Origin of the sequence: Aquirufa aurantiipilula, from assembly GCF_019923745.1 — a bacterium.
GTDB classification, from domain to species: Bacteria; Bacteroidota; Bacteroidia; order Cytophagales; family Spirosomataceae; genus Aquirufa; species Aquirufa aurantiipilula.
In genome coordinates this window covers 284,576-306,667 of record NZ_JAANOG010000002.1, presented here as the reverse complement: position 1 = coordinate 306,667, position 22,092 = coordinate 284,576, and the positions used below count along the sequence as shown (strand labels likewise).

21 protein-coding genes are annotated in these 22,092 nt (G+C 37.8%); 8 read left to right on the top strand and 13 right to left on the bottom strand.

The genetic code is table 11. The features are described from left to right. Positions 1 to 52: 52 nt before the first annotated feature. The gene (gene lysS, locus G9H60_RS03220) at positions 53 to 1,768 is read right to left on the bottom strand and encodes a lysine--tRNA ligase (RefSeq protein ID WP_223142760.1); all 1,716 of its coding nucleotides are present in this window, start codon (positions 1,766 to 1,768) and stop codon (positions 53 to 55) included. A 337-nt stretch (positions 1,769 to 2,105) separates the two neighbouring features. On the opposite strand from lysS, the gene G9H60_RS03215 reads away from it, so the two are divergent. Further along, the gene (locus G9H60_RS03215; protein WP_262899932.1) at positions 2,106 to 3,581 is read left to right on the top strand and encodes a Do family serine endopeptidase; all 1,476 of its coding nucleotides are present in this window, start codon (positions 2,106 to 2,108) and stop codon (positions 3,579 to 3,581) included. Between the two features lie 242 nt (positions 3,582 to 3,823). On the opposite strand, the gene G9H60_RS03210 is transcribed toward G9H60_RS03215, so the two are convergent. After that, positions 3,824 to 4,807, bottom strand: coding sequence for a pyruvate dehydrogenase complex E1 component subunit beta (locus G9H60_RS03210; RefSeq protein WP_223142662.1), 984 nt, complete (start codon positions 4,805 to 4,807; stop codon positions 3,824 to 3,826). Between the two features lie 142 nt (positions 4,808 to 4,949). Here G9H60_RS03210 and aroB point away from each other — a divergent pair, with 142 nt between their 5' ends. Beyond that, the gene (gene aroB, locus G9H60_RS03205) at positions 4,950 to 5,978 is read left to right on the top strand and encodes a 3-dehydroquinate synthase (protein ID WP_223142661.1); all 1,029 of its coding nucleotides are present in this window, start codon (positions 4,950 to 4,952) and stop codon (positions 5,976 to 5,978) included. Here aroB and gatC read toward each other — a convergent pair whose 3' ends face one another. The 4 genes from gatC to G9H60_RS03185 are packed head-to-tail and all read right to left on the bottom strand — an operon-like array spanning position 5,979 to position 8,326. After that, entirely contained in the window at positions 5,979 to 6,266 is a 288-nt protein-coding gene (gene gatC, locus G9H60_RS03200; RefSeq protein WP_223142660.1) for an Asp-tRNA(Asn)/Glu-tRNA(Gln) amidotransferase subunit GatC, read from the bottom strand. Beyond that, positions 6,253 to 6,444 (bottom strand): hypothetical protein, encoded by a 192-nt coding sequence (locus G9H60_RS03195; RefSeq protein ID WP_166231475.1) that lies wholly within the window; start codon positions 6,442 to 6,444, stop codon positions 6,253 to 6,255. Before G9H60_RS03195 ends, gatC begins: the two co-directional genes overlap by 14 nt. A 1-nt stretch (position 6,445) precedes the next feature. Then, the gene (gene gltX / locus G9H60_RS03190) at positions 6,446 to 7,948 is read right to left on the bottom strand and encodes a glutamate--tRNA ligase (protein WP_223142659.1); all 1,503 of its coding nucleotides are present in this window, start codon (positions 7,946 to 7,948) and stop codon (positions 6,446 to 6,448) included. Between the two features lie 6 nt (positions 7,949 to 7,954). Further along, positions 7,955 to 8,326, bottom strand: a complete 372-nt coding sequence (locus tag G9H60_RS03185; RefSeq protein ID WP_223142658.1) for a RidA family protein — start codon at positions 8,324 to 8,326, stop codon at positions 7,955 to 7,957. 74 nt (positions 8,327 to 8,400) lie between these two features. Between G9H60_RS03185 and G9H60_RS03180 the strand changes: the two genes are divergently transcribed. After that, the gene (locus tag G9H60_RS03180; protein WP_223142657.1) at positions 8,401 to 9,297 is read left to right on the top strand and encodes a DMT family transporter; all 897 of its coding nucleotides are present in this window, start codon (positions 8,401 to 8,403) and stop codon (positions 9,295 to 9,297) included. Between the two features lie 106 nt (positions 9,298 to 9,403). Here G9H60_RS03180 and G9H60_RS03175 read toward each other — a convergent pair whose 3' ends face one another. Continuing rightward, on the bottom strand, positions 9,404 to 10,498 hold the full coding sequence (locus tag G9H60_RS03175) for a chorismate mutase (protein ID WP_223142656.1): 1,095 nt from the start codon (positions 10,496 to 10,498) through the stop codon (positions 9,404 to 9,406). Between the two features lie 140 nt (positions 10,499 to 10,638). Here G9H60_RS03175 and G9H60_RS03170 point away from each other — a divergent pair, with 140 nt between their 5' ends. The 5 genes from G9H60_RS03170 to G9H60_RS03150 all read left to right on the top strand — a co-directional run bounded on the left by G9H60_RS03170 (position 10,639) and on the right by G9H60_RS03150 (position 15,281). After that, the gene (locus G9H60_RS03170; RefSeq protein ID WP_317197216.1) at positions 10,639 to 11,811 is read left to right on the top strand and encodes a proline dehydrogenase family protein; all 1,173 of its coding nucleotides are present in this window, start codon (positions 10,639 to 10,641) and stop codon (positions 11,809 to 11,811) included. 2 nt (positions 11,812 to 11,813) lie between these two features. Next, on the top strand, positions 11,814 to 12,458 hold the full coding sequence (locus tag G9H60_RS03165; protein WP_223142758.1) for a lipoprotein signal peptidase: 645 nt from the start codon (positions 11,814 to 11,816) through the stop codon (positions 12,456 to 12,458). A 29-nt stretch (positions 12,459 to 12,487) separates the two neighbouring features. Next, positions 12,488 to 13,216, top strand: a complete 729-nt coding sequence (locus tag G9H60_RS03160; RefSeq protein ID WP_223142654.1) for a sulfite exporter TauE/SafE family protein — start codon at positions 12,488 to 12,490, stop codon at positions 13,214 to 13,216. A gap of 165 nt (positions 13,217 to 13,381) precedes the next feature. Continuing rightward, positions 13,382 to 13,858, top strand: coding sequence for a Dps family protein (locus G9H60_RS03155; protein WP_223142653.1), 477 nt, complete (start codon positions 13,382 to 13,384; stop codon positions 13,856 to 13,858). A gap of 88 nt (positions 13,859 to 13,946) precedes the next feature. Further along, the gene (locus tag G9H60_RS03150; protein ID WP_223142652.1) at positions 13,947 to 15,281 is read left to right on the top strand and encodes a DEAD/DEAH box helicase; all 1,335 of its coding nucleotides are present in this window, start codon (positions 13,947 to 13,949) and stop codon (positions 15,279 to 15,281) included. Between the two features lie 322 nt (positions 15,282 to 15,603). Here the strand turns inward: G9H60_RS03150 and G9H60_RS03145 are convergent, their stop codons facing one another. The 6 genes from G9H60_RS03145 to G9H60_RS03120 all read right to left on the bottom strand — a co-directional run bounded on the left by G9H60_RS03145 (position 15,604) and on the right by G9H60_RS03120 (position 22,025). Continuing rightward, entirely contained in the window at positions 15,604 to 16,206 is a 603-nt protein-coding gene (locus tag G9H60_RS03145; protein WP_223142651.1) for an OmpH family outer membrane protein, read from the bottom strand. A 30-nt stretch (positions 16,207 to 16,236) separates the two neighbouring features. Continuing rightward, positions 16,237 to 16,800: an OmpH family outer membrane protein gene (locus tag G9H60_RS03140; protein WP_223142650.1), complete on the bottom strand. Its 564-nt coding sequence runs from the start codon at positions 16,798 to 16,800 to the stop codon at positions 16,237 to 16,239. A 17-nt stretch (positions 16,801 to 16,817) separates the two neighbouring features. Then, entirely contained in the window at positions 16,818 to 19,478 is a 2,661-nt protein-coding gene (gene bamA, locus G9H60_RS03135; protein ID WP_262899931.1) for an outer membrane protein assembly factor BamA, read from the bottom strand. A gap of 26 nt (positions 19,479 to 19,504) precedes the next feature. Beyond that, on the bottom strand, positions 19,505 to 20,254 hold the full coding sequence (locus G9H60_RS03130) for an isoprenyl transferase (RefSeq protein ID WP_223142649.1): 750 nt from the start codon (positions 20,252 to 20,254) through the stop codon (positions 19,505 to 19,507). An 80-nt stretch (positions 20,255 to 20,334) separates the two neighbouring features. After that, the gene (locus G9H60_RS03125; RefSeq protein ID WP_223142648.1) at positions 20,335 to 21,015 is read right to left on the bottom strand and encodes a DUF6089 family protein; all 681 of its coding nucleotides are present in this window, start codon (positions 21,013 to 21,015) and stop codon (positions 20,335 to 20,337) included. Positions 21,016 to 21,065: 50 nt separating this feature from the next. Continuing rightward, a complete protein-coding gene (locus tag G9H60_RS03120) occupies positions 21,066 to 22,025 on the bottom strand; it encodes an outer membrane beta-barrel protein (RefSeq protein ID WP_223142647.1) in 960 nt (319 codons plus the stop codon). Between the last annotated feature and the right edge of the window lie 67 nt (positions 22,026 to 22,092).

The following is a 22,092-nucleotide window of genomic DNA, read 5'->3' as shown; positions in this document are numbered from 1 at the left end:
AAGAAAAAGCCATCTTTCGAGATGGCTTTTTTGATTTTAAGCAGTGATAAAATTATGATTCTATCCAAGCAACAACTTCTTCTTTGCTTGGCATTGCCGCTTCTATCTTCAATTTTTTACGCAAGCCTCCTAAATCATTAAAGACTTTATTTGGATTGGCCGCTTTCAAAGCCTCCAAAGTCAAGATTCCCATTTTTTGTAAGGCAGGAATCCAATGTTCAGCCACACCAGCTTGTATAAAATCAGCATCAGAGGACACTTCTTTTATTACTTCGGGACGCATTTGAGGGAAGAACAATACTTCTTGAATAGATGCTTGGTTTGTCATCAACATAGTCAAACGGTCTATTCCTATACCGATACCAGAAGTTGGCGGCATGGCATATTCCAAAGAACGTATAAAATCATGATCCATAGCCATGGCTTCATCATCACCTTTCTCAGCTAACCTCAATTGGTCCTCAAATCGCTCTTTTTGATCGATTGGGTCATTTAATTCTGAATACGCATTGGCGATTTCTTTACCATTTACAAATAATTCAAATCGTTCTACTAAACCTTCCTTTGAGCGATGTTTTTTAGTCAAAGGTGACATTTCAACAGGATAATCAATAATGAATGTTGGTTGAATTAAATTCGCTTCGACTTTCTCCCCAAATAACTCATCAATTAATTTGCCCTTTCCCATTTGTTCATCTACTTCCATACCAAACTCGAGACATTTGGCACGCAAAGCATCTTCAGATAAAGCATCCACATCAACGCCTGAATACTTTAAAATGGCTTCAGAAATGGATAATTTAGGGTAAGGTCCAGCAAACTCAATGGCATTTTCACCTACCATTACCTTCGTTTGTTGATGTAAGGTTTGAGCAACTGTTTCAAAGATTTTTTCCGTCAAGTCCATCATCCAGTGATAGTCCTTATACGCCACATAAAACTCTAATGAAGTAAACTCTGGATTGTGGGTACGATCCATACCTTCATTTCTAAACATTTTACCAAACTCGTATACGCCATCGAAACCTCCAACAATTAAACGCTTCAAATACAACTCATTGGCTATTCGCAAATAAAGAGGCATATCCAAGGTATTGTGGTGCGTCTTGAATGGTCTGGCCGAAGCACCTCCGTGAATTGCTTGTAAAACGGGTGTTTCTACTTCCAACCAACCACGCTCATCAAAGATGGACCTCATGGTAGAAATGATTTTCGCCCTTTTGATAAAAATATCCTTAACTGAAGGATTAACAATCAAATCAACATAACGCTGGCGGTAGCGCATTTCTGGGTCAGAAAAAGCATCGAAGGTTTGTCCTTCGGCTTCTTTCACCACGGGTAAAGGTTTTAATGCTTTAGACAAAAGAGTGAATTCGCGTACATGCACTGATATTTCTCCCATTTGAGTAGTAAAGACATATCCTTTTACACCTATAATATCCCCAATATCTAAAAGCTTTTTGAAAACTGTATTATATAAGGTTTTATCTTCTCCTGGGCACAAATCATCCCTTCTGAAATACAATTGAATACGGCCACTTGCATCTTGTAATTCTGCAAAAGATGCATTTCCCATAATACGAAAACCCATCAATCGACCTGCCAAAGTTACGTCTTGAAAGTTGGCAGCCTCTGCGGAATAATCAGACAAAATTTCCTTGGCATAAACAGAAACGGGGTAAGCTTCTGCTGGATAAGGATCAATGCCTAATGCCATTAAATCCAATCTTTTCTGTCTTCTTAGTTGTTCTTGCTCACTTAAAACCATGGGGTATTTGCTAATTTCTAAAATGAATTGCAAAATTAACCAATTATAGGCCGATTAAAAAATGGACTTCTATCTCAGGCTGAATATTCTTTGGTAATCAAAATAAAATGACAAAAAAGCTGGATAATAGAACATAGCGATTGCTAAATGCTGGACAATTTGACTAATTCAATTTTTCCAAAGTCCTATTACTTGTTGTTTTGTCAGTTTTTATTGGAAACATAAAACAGTCATTCTGCCAATTCTTAAATCTTGTTAATAAAATAGTTAGGACAGAACAATGGCACACAATTTGCGTTAAATTAGCAAAACAAAAATCTAACGCATTTTTAAAATTATGGAAATCAAAAACCACCTTAAAACGTATGTGATTATCGCATTACTATCTAGCGGAATCACTCTTGGCGCCTATTCTTTACTTAATCTAGGTTCCTCGCACACCATAGGTGATGCACCTTCAGCATTTACAAGTTCTGTTTCCAACATTCAAAATGTCCCCGGAAATCCCGGCGAATTCACCTTTGCAGCAGAAAAAACAACTCCTGCCGTGGTGCACATTAAAACTAAAATGACAGCTCGTCAGGGTCGTCAATCCTCCAGTCCATTTGATGACTTTTTCGGTTTTGGAGACCCATTTGGTGGTCGACGCCAACAAGCTCCACAAACACAAGAAGCTTCTGGATCTGGGGTCATCATTAGTTCAGATGGATACATTGTGACAAATAACCACGTAGTACAAGAGGCAGAAGAAGTGAGTGTAATTTTAAATGACAAGCGTGAATTTAAAGCTAAAGTAATTTCAACTGACCCTTCATCAGACTTGGCGGTCATTCAAATCAAGGCAGAAAATTTACCTTTCTTGACATTCGGAGATTCAGATGCATTGCGAGTAGGGGAATGGGTATTAGCTGTGGGAAATCCTTTTAACTTGGAATCAACAGTTACTGCGGGTATTGTATCCGCTAAAGGCCGTCAAAACATCATTGACCGTGATGGAGATACCAATCCTCTAGAATCTTTCATTCAAACAGATGCTGCGGTAAATCCAGGAAATTCTGGGGGCGCCTTGGTTAATCTAAAAGGGGAACTTATTGGTATCAATACAGCTATCTATTCTAGAACTGGCCAATTTGCAGGTTATTCTTTTGCTGTCCCAGTAAGTATTGTAAAGAAAGTGTCATCTGATTTGATTAAATATGGCAATGTACAACGTGGTTTCTTGGGTGTGAGTATTACCGAAGTAAATGCCAAATTGGCAGAGGAAAAAGACCTTAAATCTAAGGATGGGGTTTATGTAGGTGGATTCTCAGAAAATTCGGCAGCAAAAGATGCCGGTATCAAAATCAATGATGTCATTACTAAAATCGATGGAACCGATACCAAATCTTCATCCAAATTAATGGAAATAGTAGGAAGAAAGCGTCCGGGTGAAAGCATTTTAGTGACAGTAAATCGTGATGGTCAAACCAAGGAATTCAAAGTAACGTTGAAAAACAAAGACGGGAATACCTCCATTGTAAAAGGAGATGTAGGTGAGTCTACTAAGTCTGAATTTTTAGGGGCCAAATTTGGAACACTAAGTAGCGCAGACAAAGAGAAATTCAAAGTTAGTAATGGTGTAAAAATCATTGAGGTATTAGCTGATGGCCGACTAGAAATGTATGGTTTATCTAAAGGTTCTATCATCACAAAAATAAACGATAAAGCTGTTAGTGATCCAAAGGAGGCTGTTCAGTTATTAGAAGCGCGCAAAGGCCGAATTAAATTAGAAGGAGTTGATGTAGACGGTTCACGTTTCATTTATGTCTTGTAAGATTCAGGACAATTTAAGGTATTGAAAATTTAAAAGTCCCCCAAAATTGGGGGACTTTTTTGTGTTTTTGAACGCTAATTCCCTAACGCTGTCAAGGTTCAAAACCTTGACAGCGTTGAGCGTTCATAACGTTTTTTGAAATACATATGTTGTCCAATAAGTTGATATTAATACCATATGTGAACTGGGCACAAAAAAAGCCGAGTTTATGCTCGGCTCTTGACACGTATATTTTATTCGAATTACTTTTTGTAAGTAACTGTTTTTACTGCTTGAATTGTACGCTCAATACTAGGTAAAATTTCTTCAATCAAGGTTGGCGCGTATGGCAAAGGTAAATCCTTAGAATTAACACGTACTACTGGTGCATCTAGATAATCAAATGCCCAACGTTGTAAGTGATAGGTAATTTCAGAAGAAATAGCCGACAATGGATTGGCTTCCTCAACAACCACACAACGGTTAGTTTTCTTAACGGATTCTACCACTGTGATGTAATCAATTGGACGTACGCTGCGTAAATCAATTACCTCAGCATTGATACCCATTTTAGTTAATTCTTCTACAGCTGGCATTACCACGCGAGAAAGCATTTTTCCAAAGGTGACAATAGTAACATCCTTTCCTTCTTTCACGATGTTAGCTTTACCAATTGGAATTAAAAATTCTCCATCTGGTACCAATCCTTTATCTCCATACATCAATTCCGATTCCATGAAAATAACGGGATCGTTATCACGAATGGAGGCTTTCAATAAACCTTTGGCATCGGCTGGATTAGATGGAACTACCACTTTCAAACCTGGAGTATTGGCATACCAATTTTCAAAGTTGGATGAGTGCTGAGATGACAATTGACCCGCATTACCCGTAGGACCACGGAAAACAATAGGGCAAGAATATTGACCACCAGACATCGACATCATTTTAGAGGCCGAATTGATAATTTGATCAATGGCTACCAAGGAGAAGTTGAAAGTCATAAACTCAACTATCGGACGTAAACCATTGGCCGCAGCTCCCACTCCAATACCACCAAAACCTAATTCTGCAATCGGAGTATCAATTACCCGGTCTGGACCAAACTCATCCAACATACCTTGGGAAACTTTGTATGCACCATTGTATTCTGCTACCTCCTCACCCATTAAAAAAACGGATGCATCGCGTCGCATCTCTTCTTGCATTGCCTCACGCAAGGCTTCTCTGAATTGAATCTCTCTCATAAAATTTTAAGGTGTATGAAAAAACATAACCGCGCAAAATTAGGCAAGAAAAAGCATACCACAAAACCAAAATTAGGTTCTCAAATTGCCCATTTTGAGAAATTCGTGGTATTTTTAAACTTTAATACCAATTTTACATCTTATGTCTGTTCAAATAGCTTCTATTTCCACTTCTCTACCTGCTTTTTTAGCCCATAAAAACTATTCTAGAGTTATTGTATTAGTGGATGAGCTAACTCAAAAACATTGTTTACCTAAGATTGAAAATATTCTACCTAAAAATTTCATTAAGGTTGTCATCAAATCAGGTGAAGCGAATAAAAACCTAACTACTTGTGTAAAAATTTGGGAAGTTATGACCCAAGCAAATTTAGATAGACATGCATTAATGATCAATTTGGGTGGAGGAGTTATTGGTGACATGGGAGGATTTTGTGCATCAACCTATAAAAGAGGTATCGATTTCATTCAAATACCTACTACCCTATTGGCTCAAGTTGATGCAAGTGTAGGAGGTAAATTGGGTATCGATTTTCAAGGTTTCAAAAATCATTTGGGGGTATTCCAATTACCTAAAACGGTGCTCATTGATCCAAATTTCCTAGAAACATTGACTGAAAGAGAAAAAAGGTCTGGTTTCGCTGAAATTATCAAGCATTGTTTAATTCGAGATGCCGCAAAATGGTCTGAAATAAGTCAAGTGGATTGGCAAGAAAACAATTTTGCCACCTTAGTAGCACATTCTGTCGCTATTAAAGAAGCCATAGTTACAAAAGATCCTAAAGAAGCGGGCATCCGTAAAATCCTCAATTTAGGACATACTTTGGGGCATGCCGTTGAAACATTTTTGTTGAATCAGGGGAAAAGGAAAATCTTACACGGTGAAGCTGTGGCAGTAGGAATCATCACAGAAGCATTCCTCTCGTATGAAAGAGGTTTAATCAGTTTAGCCGAATTAGAAGAGATTGAGGCATACCTATTTGCTACTTATGGAAAAGTAACCATCCAAGAAAGTGAAATTCCTGAAATTATCCGTTTGACCATGCAAGACAAAAAGAACCTCGGAAATGAGGTTCGGTTCTCTTTATTAACCGGTATTGGAGATTGTGGATACGATATCCCAGTAAGTAAGGCAGAAATGAAAAAAGCCTTACAATACTACATTGGCTAATTATTCGATTACTTGAGGTACTTTAAAATAACTTTCATTGGTATCTGGGCCTAGGTTCAAGGCATGTTGACGATCCAACATAGCTTTGGCTTGATCATCTCTAAAATGATTGATTGCGGGGGTCATGTGTACCAATGGCTCAACCGACGATGTATCTACAGCATTTAATGCTTCCATCCAATCCAACACTTTATTGATGGAATCTTGCATGTCTTGAATTTTTTCCTCCTTAAGTTCTAGACGAGCCAAATGAGCAATTTTAATAACATCTTCCTTATTTACTTTCATCGTTTTTAGGATTTAATTTTTTATCATCTGGCATCTCTTTATCCAAAAAAGCATTCAATGCATCGCGATTTAACGTAGAAGTAATTTGCCCAAATGAATCAATATTCATCTCAAAGCCAGCCAAATCAGGATGTACTTTAGGCGCTTTTTCTTTGGTTTTCTTTGATTTATCTTTCATATCAAATGTTGGGAAATTTTTCCAATGCTTTATTTAGTCTAGCTAACACTTGATCTTTTCCCCAAAGTTCCAAAGATATCATTAAATCTGGACCTGCTCCTTTTCCACTCATTGCTACACGAAATAGCTGCATTACTTTACCCATTTTAATTCCAGCTACTTCCAAACATTGTGAAATACACTGTTTAATTTCTTCTGCATGCCAATGGGTGCAAGTTGGCAGTGCCCCTAAAATAAGTTCTAAAGCTTGTTTGGTTTCAGCATTCCATTTTGAGGTCAAAACGGCTTCATCGTAACTAGCTGGAAACTCAGAAAATTCTTGTACCATTTGTCCCAATTGTTGCGGAAAAGTAATTCGATCTAAAAATAAATGCACATAAGCTTCACCTTTCTCAGCCTCAATGGAAGGCAAATAAGTCGCCGCTAGTTCTTTCGCATCATGTTGTTTCAAATATTGCTCATTAAACCACTGTGCCTTTTTAACATCAAATTTGGCTCCAGCTTTATTAATTCTTTCCAAAGAAAATGCTGCAATTAATTCATCCAATGAAAAAAGCTCTTGTTCTGTTCCTGGATTCCAGCCCAAAAAGGCTAAGAAATTCAAGGTAGCTTCTGGCAGATATCCTTCTTGCTTAAAGCCTTTTGAGATGGCTCCCGTTTGTGGATCTTTCCATTCCAAAGGAAATACGGGGAATCCTCCTAAATCAGCATCTCTTTTGGATAACTTACCATTTCCTTCAGGTTTTAACAATAAAGGTAAATGGGCAAATTGTGGAGCATCCCAACCGAATGCTTGATATAATAATATATGTAATGGGGCAGATGGCAACCATTCCTCTCCCCGAATTACATGCGTAATTTGCATGATATGGTCATCTACCACATTGGCTAAGTGGTAGGTCGGCATGCCATCAGACTTCATCAACACTTTATCGTCAATGCTGGAGGTATGCACATGAACCCAATCTCGTATAATATCTTGAAAGCGAATTTCACCTTTGGCTGGAACTTTTAATCGGATTACATAAGGTGTATTATTGGCCAATAATTGATCTACTTCCTCTTTAGAAAGGGATAAAGAATTTCGCAATTTAACACGCGTCACCGCATTGTATTGAAAGGCTGAGCCTTGATTTTCAAAGGTGGTACGCATAGCATCCAATTCTTCCGAAGTATCAAAAGCATAATAGGCTTTACCCGATTGAATTAATTCATCGGCATAGGCTTTATACATCTCTTTTCTTTCACTTTGACGGTAAGGTTCAAATGGCCCACCAGCACCGATACCTTCATCAGGTGAAATACCTAACCAAGCTAAACTTTCTAAGATATAAGCTTCAGCACCTGGAACAAAACGAGCTTGATCGGTATCTTCAATACGTAAAATGAAAGTACCACCCAATTTACGAGCTAATAAAAAATTATATAAGGCTGTTCGAACCCCACCAATGTGCAATGGTCCTGTAGGACTTGGGGCAAAACGAACACGTACTGAATTAGGCATATGAATTTATTTATGGGCAATACAAGAAATTTCTACACGAACGTCTTTAGGTAAACGAGCTACTTCCACTGTTTCTCTAGCGGGTGGATTCACAGAAAAATATTGGGCATATACTTGATTTATCTGTGCAAAGTGATTCATGTCTTTAACAAAAATGGAGCATTTTACAACATCTTCATAGTCATAACCCGCCTCTTTCAAAATGTAGCCTAGGTTTTTCAATACTTGGTGTGTTTCTTCTTCAATATCTCCTCCAGCTTCCAATACCGAAATGGCAATTTGACCTGAAACATATAAGGCCCCGTTAATGGCAACCGCTTGAGAATAGGGGCCAATTGCAGCTGGAGCTGAATCCGATAAAATTATTTTTTTTGTCATACCTTTGAAAAAAGAAATGCAAGTTACCAAAAAATAAGGATTATTGAATCTCCGACAAGCTTTCTCCCTAAAATATGCCTGTTAAAATCCATCCATTCATCAGCAAAAACAAAGGAATTGGCTTCATGCTTTTATCCTCCTTATGTTTTGCTTTGATGTCGGCTATGGCACAAAATATGAGTAAGCATTTTCCTTCAGTCGAATTGGTCTTATTTCGAAATGCTGTTGGATTACCCTTTTTAATTGTCAGCCTTTGGCAAAATCCTGCTATACAAAGTGGTGGCAAATTAGGATTTCTGATATTCAGAGGATTATTAGGTGCCTTTACTTTGTATTGCCTGTTTTATGCTTTAGAACACTTGGGTTTGTCCTTAACGAATACCTATGGACAAGCCTTTCCTTTATTCATTGCCATATTCACCTTTATTTGGATACCTACCGAAAGTTTAAAAAGTAAACAAGTCTTGTTTCTTTTAATGGGATTCATGGGTATTTTGTTGATATTCCAACCTTCAGCAGATAAACATTGGCAAAACCATTCAGTTGGCTTATTGTACGCTATAGGTACCGCTCTTGGCTATATGGCTATAAAAGAAGCTCAAAAATACTACGACTCTCGATGGGTAATCTTTTCATTCATGGCTGCTGGCTTTACGGCATCCTGTATCTCCTTAATTTTAGGAACTTGGGGGAATTTGCCTAATAGCTTTTGGTCAGGTCAATGGGTTAATCCTCAAGGAACTCAGTACATCGAGATTATCATCATGGGACTTTTGGCATTAGGTGTTCAAAGTTTCACTACTCAAGCACTGAGATTTGAGAAGACGAGTATTGTGGGAGCTGTAGGAAATAGTGCAGTCATATTTTCTATTTTGATAGAAATCATCTTAGGGCATGGACTTCCTGATTTGACGGTGATGATTGGAATGGCTTTGGTATTCATTGGAAGTTATCAGATTTCAAAAAAATAAATGATTTACTTAACTTCAACTGCCTTTGATACGCTATCTAGGTTCAAAAAAAGGCCAGCAAATGCGATCATTTGCTGGCCTTTTGAGCTTTATTATCAATTATTAATTAAGCTGTAGCTGAATTCATAACTTCCGTTTGTTTACGGATAGATTCTAAGTGAACCAATTTGAATAATTCTTCTACAAACTCAGGATATAAACCTAAACCTTTAGCTTGATTAGCACGGTCGCCATGTAATTGCTTCCAACGATCTAATTGTAAAACAGCTACATTGTTATCGCGCTTGTATTCTCCTAGTTTTTCAACTACGGCCATACGAGCAGTTAATACTTCTAATAACTCACGATCGATATTGTCAATTTTCTCGCGTAATGCAGCTAATTCATCAGAAAAGTCGGCACCATAGCTAGCTTTTCTAACTTCTAATTCACGTAACATTTCTCCTAATTTCTCTGGAGTAACTTGTTGAGAAGCATCAGACCAAGCTGCATCTGGATCACGGTGAGTTTCGATGATCATACCATCGTAGTTCAAATCCAAGATACGCTGAGACAATTCCATCAATAAAGCACGCTTACCAGCCATGTGTGAAGGATCACCAATGATTGGCATTTGAGGGAATAAACGCTTCAATTCCACAGCCATAGCCCACATAGGTGAGTTACGGTATTTTGTTTCTTGCGCATTAGAAAAACCACGGTGAATAGCACCTAATTTCTTAATTCCTGAACCTTGTAAACGTTCGAATGCACCAACCCAAAGAGCTAAATCTGGGTTAACTGGATTTTTCACTAATACAGGGATATCTACACCTTTCAAGGCATCTGCTAGGTCTTGTACATTAAAGGGGTTAACAGTTGTACGAGCACCAATCCACAAAACATCAACACCATACTTCAGTGCTAATTCAATATGCTCTGGAGTGGCTACTTCGATAGCTAATGGTAATCCTGTTTCTTTCTTTGCTTCAACCAACCACTTTAAAGCTGGCTCTCCCATGCCTTCAAAGCTTCCTGGACGAGTACGAGGTTTCCAAACACCAGCACGCATAATATGCGCATAACCTTCCGCTTTGATACGGCGGGCTGTTTCTAATACTTGATCCTCAGTTTCAGCAGAACAAGGTCCCGCAATGATAAGCGGCTTGCCATCTGTCTGAATCCATTCTTGCATCGGCACTACTTCTAAATTGGCATTCATAAATTTGGATAGATTAAAAGAGCCTAAGCTCAAAACTGTTTTAATATTAATATTCTTGTGTTACAGATTCGGTTAAATTTTATTCACTTATATTTGCAGGCAATTTAAAAAAAATGACCCACCAAACATCTTCGAAAAACTTGAAAAAGCTATCTTTTGAGGACACCCAAATCGCCTTTGCTTCTAAAAGTGATTTTCAACTCCGCAAGTCCTATTGGATATTTGCGATAATGAACCAAAATTGGCTTGTAAAGTTAGGGACTTTTTTCATCAAATTGTTCCTTTTCTTGCATTTACCTGTTAAAAAAATAATAAAAACTACTCTTTTTGGCCAATTTTGCGGAGGAGAATCCATACAGGAGTGTCAAACTACTATCCAAGAACTAGATAAAGCTCATATTGGTACAATTCTTGATTATTCGGTTGAGGGGGAAGAAAACGACAAATCTTTCCAATTAACTAAAAATGAAATCCTTAAAACAATTATTCAGTCGCACGAAAGTAGTGCTATTCCTTATGCGGTCTTCAAGATGACTGGGATTTTCAATAGTGAGTTATTGGAAAAATACCAAACTGAAAAAGGACTGTCTGAAGAAGAAGAAATTGACTTTTTAAAAAGCAAAGATTACTTAATTGAAATTTGCCAAGAAGCCTATAATCAAGAAGTTAGGCTATTCATAGATGCTGAAGAGAGTTGGATTCAAAACACCATCGATGAATTGTGTTATGAAATGATGCAGCGCTTCAATCACAAGACGGCCATTATTTTTAATACTTTCCAGATGTATCGCGTTGATATGTTAGAGAATTTACATCACGCTATTCAGGTGGCACAGGATCAATCCTATTTCTTAGGGGTAAAATTAGTGCGTGGTGCATATTTAGAAAAAGAGCGATTGAGAGCCCACGAAGATGAATATTCTGAGCCATTGCACAAAGAAAAAGAAGCGACTGACCGTGATTTCAACTTAGGAATACAAGCTTGTTTAGATCATTTAGAACAAGTTCATTTTTGTGTTGGAACGCATAATGAGCAAAGCTGTCGATTACTTTGCCAATGGATGGAGGAAAAAGGAATTTCACAAAACCATCCCCATATCTACTTTGCTCAATTATTGGGCATGTCAGATAATATTTCTTACAATTTAGCGTCTTCAGGATATAACGTAGCCAAATATGTGCCTTATGGGCCAGTTTCTGCCGTTATGCCTTATTTATTCCGTCGAGCTGAAGAAAATAGCTCCATTGCGGGTCAAACGTCAAGAGAGTTTGCCCTTTTACAAAAAGAAGTGAGCCGAAGAAAAAACCTATGAAGTTGAAAAATTACCGCTACTTTTTAGTCAGCATTGCCATCATACTTATTGATCAAGCCATTAAACTATCGGTGCATTTTTTCATGGAGCCCGGATATTTTGGTCAAATTGAAATCATTGGTAGTTATTTCAAATTACATTATACATTGAACCCTGGCATGGCATTTGGGATTCAACTAGGAACTATTTATGGCAAACTTATGCTCACTAGTTTCCGCATTATTGCTATGTTTGGCATAGGGTATTATCTCTACAGTTTCACCAAGAAAAAAATGCATGCGGGTTTATTGGTTTGCATGGGATTGATTTTAGGTGGCGCCATAGGCAATTTAATTGATTCCATTTTTTATGGAGTTTGGTTTAATAATGCTCCCGCAAATGCTCCGATGACTTGGTTTCACGGACAAGTGATCGACATGTTCTTTTTTGATATTTGGGAAGGCATATTACCTAATTGGGTGCCAATATGGGGTGGCAGCTATTATTCGACACCTATTTTCAACTTTGCTGATGCTTCCATTTTTTGTGGAGTGGTTCTCTTTCTAATCTTTCAAAATAGGTTTTTGGAAAAACATGAAACGGAACTAGTGGATGAATCGAGCCCAGAATCTTTGGAAACCGGCAAGGAAGAAGATGAAATAAACTAATTTGTGATGTCAAATTGCTATATTGAAGAATGGAAACCTATACCCTCTTCTTTTTTTTAGCGCTATTAGCCGAAGTAATCGGAACAGTTAGTGGCTTTGGTTCATCCATTTTATTTGTACCACTGGCTTCCTTAATTTTAGATTTCAAAATCGTATTGGGTGTTACGGCAGTATTTCATGTCTTCAGTAATACTTCTAAAATTCTTTTGTTCAGAAATGGGATTGACAAAAATATAGTCCTAAAATTGGGTATCCCTGCAGTACTTTTTGTCATTTTAGGAGCCTTACTCACTAATTATATCCCGCAAAAAAAGATTGAATTAAGCATGAACATCATCATTTTGGCTTTGTCCATTTATTTGATGTCTGGTGCTCATACACGAATCCAAAAAAACAATCAAAATCTGTACACAGGTGGAGCTATTTCGGGCTTTTTAGCTGGCTTGATTGGCACTGGAGGTGCCATCCGCGGGATAACTTTGGCGGCATTTCAATTAGAAAAAGATGTATTTATTGCCACTTCTGCTGTTATTGATTTTGGTGTAGATTTAAGCAGAGCTGTCGTCTATCTTTCTCAAGGCTATTTTCATCAGGAGCATCTTATATTGATTCCATTTTTAATTATCATCAGTATTGTAGGCACATATTTGGGAAAGATGATTTTGACTAAAATTTCAGAAAAAGTATTTCATTACCTAGTTTTGTCGGTCATCATCATTACTACTGTCCTTCAAACCATCCATTATTTTCAGGATTAAACTAGCTCCATCGATAGTCAAATTGAGATTTTTTAACCGAATAATGTGTTACTAGCTGAATAATGCCGAAATTGCATCAAATTAGGCGAGCTATATCCAATCAATTGAACCAATTCATTGAATTTTCCGTTTGAACAAACAGCGTAATAATTATTTTCATCAATCATGGCTAACACGAACCTCATCGGACTAGACAGTCGAAAAGCAGAAGAACTAGCAGCTAAATTGAACATTCTTTTAGCTGACTATCAGATACTTTATATCAATGCAAGAGGTTTTCATTGGAATATTTCAGGTGAAAAATTCTTTGAACTGCATTTAAAGTTTGAAGAAATCTACAATGATGCTTTATTGAAAATTGATGAAATAGCCGAGCGAATTCTTACTTTGGGCCATACTCCCTTACATTCTTTCACGGATTATGTGGCTACAGCTACAATTAAAGAGGTGAAACATGTATCCAATGGAAAGGAAGCCTTATCTCATATTTTGGAAGGCTTTCAAGCTCTTATCGTTTTAGAGAGAGAATTATTGAATTTGGCTTCTGATGCACAAGATGAAGGTACTAATGCGTTAATGAGCGATTACATTCGTGAGCAAGAGAAATTAATCTGGATGTTCGCTGCATTTCTTAAAAAATAATACGTCTAATTTCTAGACAACGAGTTCCTTTTCGTCCGACCGGTGATCAAGAAATCAAAACAATCCGGTCGATAAACAAAAAGGCATTATGTCATTTGAAAATTTAAAGTTAATTGAGCCTATTCTGAAGGCTTTACAATCAGAAGGTTATACCACCCCCACTCCTATTCAAGCCAAAGCTATACCTTTAGTTTTGGACAGAAAAGATTTATTGGGATGTGCCCAAACAGGTACAGGTAAAACTGCCGCATTTGCAATACCTATTATACAACTGCTTACAGAAGATAAGCATTTGCCAGCAGGTAAAAGACTCATCAGAAGTCTTATTTTAACACCTACGCGTGAATTAGCCATACAAATTGGAGAAAGTTTCGAGAGTTATGGTAGAAATACGAATTTAAGATACAAAGTAATATTTGGAGGGGTTAGTCAACATGGTCAAGTGGAAGCACTTCGTGCTGGAGTAGACATTTTAGTGGCTACACCGGGAAGATTGTTGGATTTGATGAATCAAAAAATTATAAGCCTTCAAAATATCCAGTTTTTTGTATTGGATGAAGCAGACCGTATGTTGGACATGGGCTTTGTCCATGATGTCAAGAAGGTCATTGCTCGTTTACCCCAAAGAAGACAATCCTTATTCTTTTCAGCTACCATGCCTCCTGCCATTGTAGAATTGGCCAATAGCATTTTACACAATCCATCTAAGGTAGAAGTAACACCTGTTTCCTCTACGGCAAACACTATCAACCAAGTGGTTTATTTTGTGGATAAGGATAACAAGCGTAAATTATTGATTGATATATTAAAAGATAAATCCATTGAAAGAGCTCTTGTTTTCACAAGAACGAAACATGGAGCTGACCGAGTAGCAAAAGATTTAACCAAAGCTGGAGTCAATTCTCAAGCCATCCATGGAAATAAGTCGCAGAATGCTAGACAAACGGCCTTGAATAATTTCAAATCCAAATTGACTCGAGTACTTGTTGCCACTGATATTGCTGCGCGAGGTATTGATATTGATGAATTAACCCACGTCATTAACTATGAATTACCCAATATTCCTGAATCCTATGTACACCGTATTGGTCGTACGGGAAGAGCGGGAGCAAGTGGTATAGCCATAGGTTTTTGTGAGGCAGAAGAGAAAGAATATTTACGGGATATTCAAAAATTAATTGGTAAACAAATTCCAGTGATAGAGGATCATCCTTATCCATTAATGAATCATACCATTGTTAAAAAGGCTGTAAAGCCACAGCGCCCACCTAGAGCAGCTGGAGCTACATCCTCGCATAGGAACAGTGGTACACCTCGTACAGGTGCTCCTGCTGGGGCCAATGCTTCAGGCACTACCGCGCCTAAAAAGAATACTCCTTATACGGGTTGGAAAAAGAATAAATACCAGGGAGGAAAGGCTTAGGGATTAGGTGATAGGTATTAGTTATTAGATATTAGGCAGATGCACAGGTCTGAAGGCTGCTGATTGATTTTTGAACTTGAATTGGGACTTTCGTTTAGGTTTGAGCTTGAGCTTGATTCTTGATTCTTGATTCTTGATTCTTGATTCTTGATTCTTAGATTTGTCAACTTTTTAAAAGTTGACAAATCTTTGGCAAAACTAGCAACTAATCCAATCAATTACTTGGTAAAATGCTCCATAATTCATTTTTATCAATCAAATGATATGGCATAAAAAAAGGGTGCAAGTTAAACTTGCACCCTTTTCTACAGTAAATAGTATCTTATTTCTTGGTTGCTGGAGTAGCCGTTTTCGTAGCTGGAGCAGTAGTTGCAGCAGCTGGAGTAGCCGTTACTGGCTTAGGCGTAATTCCCATTTTCTTCAACACCAAATCAGAGATGCTAGCATCCGCTGGGTAGTGCAATAAAATAGGGGCTGTTCCCATACCAGCATCATAATTGAATACATAAGTATACGCATTTTCATTAGCTACCGCATGCATATTCTCTTCAATTTTCTTTAACAATGGCTGTAACAATTGAGCTTGTTTCTTTTGTAAAGAAGACTGAGAATTTTGCTGAAATTCCTGGATAGAAGTCTGTAAATTTTGTAATTCTTTCTCTCTATCTTGTTTGATGATATCAGCAGTGCTAGCTGGCAATTTTTCGAATACAGCTAATTTATCTTGAAAGTCTTTTACCTTTCCTTGGTACAAGGTTTCGTATTGCTTTTGCGTATTTTTCAAATCTTCTTCCACTTGTTTAGCTTCAGGCATTTGACTTAATATGTAATCTGCATTGATAAATCCGATCTTAATCTGCGCCTTAAGAGGCATAACAGCCATTCCGAACACTAGGCCCATGGCCAACAAAAATTTGGTTTTCATACGTGAGTTTAATTGATTATTATTTTTCTTTTACTTGTTTAATTTATCGGTTGATTTATCGACCAAATTAGGATCTAATTCCAATCCCAATTCTTCTAATACATAATCAGAATAGTCGTGTACTGGATTGGTATAAATCATTGCCAATCCATCATTTGCTTTATCAAATAAGAAATCTAATCGCTTTTGTCGAACTACCTTTTCTACTGCTTTGGATATCTCGTCCAAAATCGGTTTCAAAGCTGCCTGTTTGAACTTAAACAACTCCCCCTCTGTTCCAAATATCTTATTTTGAAAAGCCCTTGCTTCATTGTCTTTTTGACGAATGGCACTTAACCTTTGTTGACGTAAATCTTCTGTCAACAATAGCTCTTCTAATTTATAGTCTCTTTCTAATTTAGCGACTTCCTCATTTTTAGTTGAAATCTCTTGAATCCATTGCTTTGTCATTTGATCTATCTTGCCTTGAACTTGTTTATATTCAGGCATTTTAGAAGTAATAAATTCCGTATCAATGTATCCAAATTTCTGTGCAAATGACCTTTGTCCTAGCACCGTAAGCATCAAAATTAAGAAAAAAATCGACTTTTTCATTGTATGCTGCTAAATCACTATCTAATCTGTTGACCAATGGAGAATGTAAAGGCCTGACGTCCAAAATCAGAATCCCCTGGTCTAGGTTTATCAAATCCAAAACCATAATCAATACCAATCATACCAAAGGCTGGCATGAATATACGAGCTCCAAAACCTGCAGATTTATACAAATTAAACGGATTGTAATCAGATAAGGTAGAGAAGTTGTTTCCTCCTTCTGCAAATCCCAACACGAAAATTGTTGCTGATGGATTTAATGACACAGGATAACGCACCTCCATCACAAATTTATTGTAAGCAACACCACCGTTTCCATAAGATCCTGATGGTCCTATAACACGATCTTTATAACCTCTTAAGCCAACAATATCACGGTTGAATGAGAAACCTTGTACCATCCCAGATCCTCCTAGGTCAAAACGCTCAAATCGAGTCGTTTCCTTTCCTCCATAAGACCCCAAGAAACCTAAGTGAGCTCTTGTGTGTAAGACAAATTTACCAGCCAATGGACTAAACCAACTTGCATCCAACATCCATTTGTGGTACTCAATAAGTTGTCCAGTTTTATTTCCTCCTAATAAAGAATATGGAGGTGTCAATGAAGCGGTTAATGAGAAACTAGATCCCGAACGAGCAAATGTAGGATTATCAATACTATTTCGTGAGAAATTCGTCATGAAAGTTACCGAGGTGGAAATACCTTGAGGGTATGCCCAAGTATAATAACGATCTACATCATACTGAGAAAAAGAAAGTGAGTGACTCAAAGAGAAATAATCATCTGGCCACTTCAAACGCTTTCCTAAACTGAATGTGATACTATTGACATTAAAGTGAGCTGACAATAATGAATCTGGGACTGAATAACTCTGATAACCTCCGTAGGCTCCACCGTAACCACCGTAGCCTCCATATCCACCGTAACCGCCGTATCCGCCATAACCACCACCGTAGCCACCTAAGCCACTACCATAGCCTCCGCCACCATAACCAGTAGTTCTAAACTGGTAAGGATAGGAAATACTTCGATTCAAAGCAATAGAGAATGAGTTAGGCTTCTTCCCTCCTAACCAAGGTTCTGTAAATGTCAAACTGTAATTTTGGAACGCTGCACCATTCGCTTGAAAACGAACCGCTAATTTTTGTCCATCTCCCGCAGGTAATGGACGCCAAGCTGCCCAATTGGTTAAATTTTTAGCAGAGAAGTTATTGAAAACTACCCCCAAGGTACCCACAAAGCCTACATAGCCTCCCCAACCTCCTGATAATTCAATTTGATCGGATGGTTTTTCCTCCACGTTATATTCAATATCTACTGTACCATCTGCTCTTGGTTGTGGATTCGGTGTGATTTTTTCTGGGTTAAAATATCCAATTTGGGATAATTCACGAACAGTACGAATAATCGCTGATTTGTTGAATTTCTGTCCTGGTAATGTACGAATTTCACGCATAACCACGTGGTCGGAGGTTTTCGTATTTCCATTCAAAATAACCTTATTGATGGTAGCTTGCTTACCTTCTGAAATTCGGATAGTTAAATCAATGGAATCACCAACAATAGCTGTTTCAACTGGCTCCGCATTATAATACAAATAACCATTGTCCATGTAAACAGAACTTAAATCCTCACCTGGATTTCCGCCCATTTTTTTATCAAGTTCTTCGGTATTGTACACATCACCTTTCTTGACTCCTAAAACATCTTTCAATACTGAATCTGGATAGATGTAATTACCATCAAAAAAGATATTTCGATAATAGTATTTGCGCCCTTGAACTAATTTAACTTTTAAGTTGACAGAAGAATTATCATGGCGATACACGGAATCTGCAATCAATTGGAAATCACGGAAACCTAATTTATTCATCGCAGCTAAAAGCTTCTCCTTATCTTCATCCCATTTCTTAGGCACAAATTTGGATGGCTTGAAAATACGGCCAAAACGTACTTGCTTGGTATTTTTAATTTTTCTCAAAATAAGTGAACGCTGAGCTGGCTCAATTCCATCAAGAATGATTTTATTCACCTTCACCTTGTCCCCTTTATTCACCGTAACGATTAAGGTTGCATTATTACCTTTCGTAGTATCTGTTTTCACCACAGATTTGGTGGTGATATTCAAACGACCTTTTTCTTGGTAGTATTTACGAATAACCAATTCAAGATTTTTACGAAGCGTTTCTGTAATAATTTTCCCTTTGTAAGCCTTTACTTTTTCATTCAAGGTTTCTCTTTCGCCCTTTCTAATACCGTCATAAGTAATAGCAAATAAGCGTGGTCTTTCTTTCAATTGAATCCTTAACCAAATTTTTTCTCCTTCTACTTTTTCAGCAAAAATCTCAACATCTTCCAAAATCCCTTGGTCCATGATTTTCTTGATGGCAGACGCAATGGCATCGCCAGGTACTTTAATTTTATCTCCTACCTGCAATCCTGAAATATTCACCATGGAATTACCATCGTAAAATTGAGACCCCGAAATAGTTATACCACCGATCGTGTATTCTTGAGGAAGGGAATAAGAAAAAGTAGGTTCAGAGCTAGAAGGCGTAGTGGAGAATAAGCGTCCACCCAAGCCTTGAGCTAATAAGCCCTGACTCATAAAAACCATCAAACTGAAAAACAAGCCCAATGATTTCCATTGTAATTGGCACGCGTTAACTCGATTCATTAAATATCTTTTTTTCATACGAAGCCTTAGCCTTCACTTTTAACTTGTTCACTCGTTTTCCCAAATCTTCTTTCTCGCATTTGGAAATCAACGATAGCCTGATGCAAATGCTCTTTTCTAAAATCAGGCCAAAATAAATCTTCAAAAATATACAATTCGGCATATGCCAATTGCCACAACATAAAATTACTTATTCGATGATCACCACCTGTTCGAATCATTAAATCAGGATCAGGTATTCCTGCCGTTGACAAATGATTATTAAGCACTGTATCATCAATTTCACTTGCCTTCAACTCTCCTTTTTCTACTTTCTGTGCCAACTTTTTGGTGGCTTGCACTAAATCCCACTTTCCAGAATAAGAAAGCGCCAAAACCAAGGTTAAACCAGAGTTATTGGCAGTTTTATCCATCGCAGCCTTTAATTCTTTCTGCGATTTTTCAGGCAATGATTCAATATTTCCAATGGCCTTTAATCGTACCTGATTCTTCATCATGGTTGGCAATTCCTCGTTAATGGTACTCACCAACAAGCTCATTAAAGCCATTACTTCTGCTTTTGGTCTATTCCAATTTTCCGTGGAAAAAGCATACAAAGTCAGGTATTTAACTCCTAATTCTCCACATCCTTCAATAGTTTCCCTAACTGCTTGAATCGCATTTCTGTGTCCAAAAATTCGATCTGTGAATCCCTTCTGTTTCGCCCAACGACCATTACCGTCCATGATAACGGAAATATGGGCAGGAAGATTGTTAAGGTCAATAGATTCTTTCACAAATAGGGTAATAATTAATCGGATAAAACAAAGTGGTAAAGATAGCTAATTTGAACACCTATTCAAAATACTAAAACCAATCAGTAAACTTTGGGACAAAAGATGGATTGTATGGTATAAGTGACTGAAAAACCAAGATGAAGATACTGATCTCCTCCATTCAAAGTAAAGCTATTCATATTGCCATCGTAAGAAGCTACTTGGTCAATTTTGTCAGAAAACACTTTTCTACTTCCCAATTCTCCACGTATTCCCCAACTCTTATTGATCTGAAACTTTACACCGATACCATAAGGAATACCCGGCGTAAGAAAAGCATCAATTTTATCTGGACTAGCAAAAACCGCCGCAAGTCCTCCATAAAAGTAAGGAGTCCAATTGAAATGCCTCGGGTCTATCTCATAGTCTAAGAAATTATAATCCACAATTCCTGAGAACTCCGTGATGGATGTAGCAAAAATGGAAGCATCTGCCACTTTACCGTTGGGCGTAATGACAGTAACAGGTTTACCTGTAGGAAACAAGGTACTCGGACGATTGGCGATATTACCTTGAATCCGGCTTACTAACATTTGAAAGCGGTAGCTAAAAGCATGTCGTTCTTGATACGAAACAAATAAATGAATAGCAGGCAAAGTTTCTTTTAATTCGGCTGTACTTGGCCTATATCCCCAATCTGCCAATTCTCCCTTATAGGCCGTTGCGCCAAATCCTGCGCCCCATGCCCATCTTTGAGCCAATATATTCGAAGATGAGGCCAAAAAGAATACAAGAAGACACAGCAATGCGGTCTTAAATGATTTAGGGGATATTATCGTGGTAGTGGAGGACAATCAATCTTATTTTTTAAGTGGTAAATCAAGCGAATTTGGGTTGTAAAATACTGATCGGATCCTTTGGCTATAAGGGGTGGGTTGCCAGAGGTATTTCCTTGAGCAGCCTGCAACAAATAGGGTCTTCTATCGACTAATGTGTTAGCTGCATACCATTCTGAAGATCGATCCGTAATCAATGATGTAACAGCGGGAACATTTACTCGGTTATCCGAAACATCATCCAAGTAATCGGAGAAGGCTATTCGATAACCAAAATCAAAGCCGATATCAAAGGACTGATTCAATTTGTAACGTAATCCAAAACCAAAAGGTACTGCCCCTGTAATTTTAGAATAATCTACTGCTTCAGTTTGTTTATCTTTCAAATTAATCCAACCTTGTTGAATTGGTGGAACAGTACTTAAAGGATCAATATCGTAAATGGCTTTCGCTCTCGCGGTCGGATTAAAGTAAAGCCCTGAAAGCCCTAAATACACATAGGGAGACAAGGTTCTACGCTTAGGCAGATTCTCTTCATTGCCTAGAATTTCATAGATTCCAATCAATGACAACTCTTGCATATCCGTTCTAAAATGCAAGTTTCTACCATAACTTGGCTCGAATCTACCTGCTGGATCAAAATAATTATCATCCGCTGCGATGCGTATGTAGGTAAATGATCCTTGTATACTGAAATGCTTTTTGAAATGACGCGTATATTGAACACCAGCATTCCAGCGTAAGGTCTTCCCTCCTACATCCATCAAGGTCATGGCAGGAGAAATATCCCCTAAATACGTAGATGAACCTGCTCCAAAGCTGAAAGAGGAATGAGCCTTAAATGGATTTTTGGGAGCTGCGTTCTTGCCATTTTGTCCCAAAAACCAAAATTGGGCATGAGAAGGAAAACTGGCAAAAAGTGTAATCAAAATACATAAGCTGAAGAGTCTGTTCATGGATGTTTCTGCTGGTTAGATCATAAAACGTTGATACTTCCTCAAATGTTGTAGTAAAAGGTGATAC